General features: G+C 66.5%; 2 protein-coding genes. Both read left to right on the forward strand.

Features of this window, described 5'->3' with window-relative positions; genetic code table 11:
- On the forward strand, nt 1-349 hold a 349-nt coding region (locus PMX21_RS10015), incomplete at its 5' end, for a transposase (RefSeq protein WP_271759292.1).
- On the forward strand, nt 346-1,110 hold a 765-nt coding region (locus PMX21_RS10020), incomplete at its 3' end, for an IS3 family transposase (protein WP_271759293.1). The genes PMX21_RS10015 and PMX21_RS10020, both read left to right, overlap by 4 nt.

Below are 1,110 nucleotides of genomic sequence, written 5' to 3' on the forward strand. Positions count from 1 at the left end.
TGGATTGGCTACACTGATGTGGACAGTTCCGGGAGGGGCGCGAGAGACGGGAGGGCCGTATATGAGGGACCCCAGGCACCCGAGGCATTTCACCGACGAGTTCAAGAGGCAGATAGTCGACCTCTACAACGCCGGCAAGCCCAAGCGCGAGATCATGGACGAGTACGACCTCGGCAAGAGCACCGTGGAGAGGTGGATCAAGTCGATAAACGCGACCGGCTCGCCGCGCGCCGCGGACAACCGCACGCCCGAGCAGAACCGGATCCTGGAGCTCGAGCGCGAGAACCGCAGGCTCCGGATGGAGGTCGACGTCTTAAAACAAGCGGCGCTGATATACGCTCGAAAGTGAGGGCCATAGCGGCCAACGAGGGCCGCTACCCCATATCAGCGCAGTGCAGGCTCCTCGGCGTCGCGAGGTCGACGTACTACTCCATGCGCTCGCGGGCCGACCGGCCCGACGCGCCGGACCCCGCCGCGCCGGCCGTGGTCGCGGCCCACGCCGCCAGCAAGGGCCGGTACGGCTCGCGCAAGATAAAGGCGTCGCTCGAGAGGTCGGGCGTCACCGTCAGCCGGCGCCGGGTCTGCCGCATCATGAGGGAGAACGGCCTGGTCAGCGCATACGGCAGGAAGAGGTTCAAGGTGCACCCCGGGGCGGTCAACGAGGCCGACGTGCCCAACGTCGTCGCGCGCGGCTTCGGCGGCAGGGCGCCGCGCACCCATATATGCAGCGACCTGACCTACGTGCGCGTCGGGGCCTCGTGGAACTACGTCTGCCTGCTCGTCGACCTCTACAACAGGGAGATCGTCGGTCACTCCGCCGGGCCCAGGAAGGACGCCCGGCTGGTCAAGTCGGCGTTCGCGACGCTCTCCTTCCCCATCTCGGACATCGAGGTATTCCACACGGACCGCGGCAGCGAGTTCGACAACGCCGAGATCGACCTGATGCTCGAGGCCTTCGGCATAGAGAGGTCGCTGTCGGCCAAAGGCTGCCCCTACGACAACGCCGTCGACGAGTCGACCAACAGGATACTGAAGGCCGAGCTCGTCCACCGCGAGACGTTCGGCACGACGCGCGAGCTACGGGCCAAGCTCTCGGACTACGTGCACTGG

The organism is Collinsella aerofaciens, from assembly GCF_028209885.1.
Lineage (GTDB): Bacteria > Actinomycetota > Coriobacteriia > Coriobacteriales > Coriobacteriaceae > Collinsella > Collinsella aerofaciens_BA.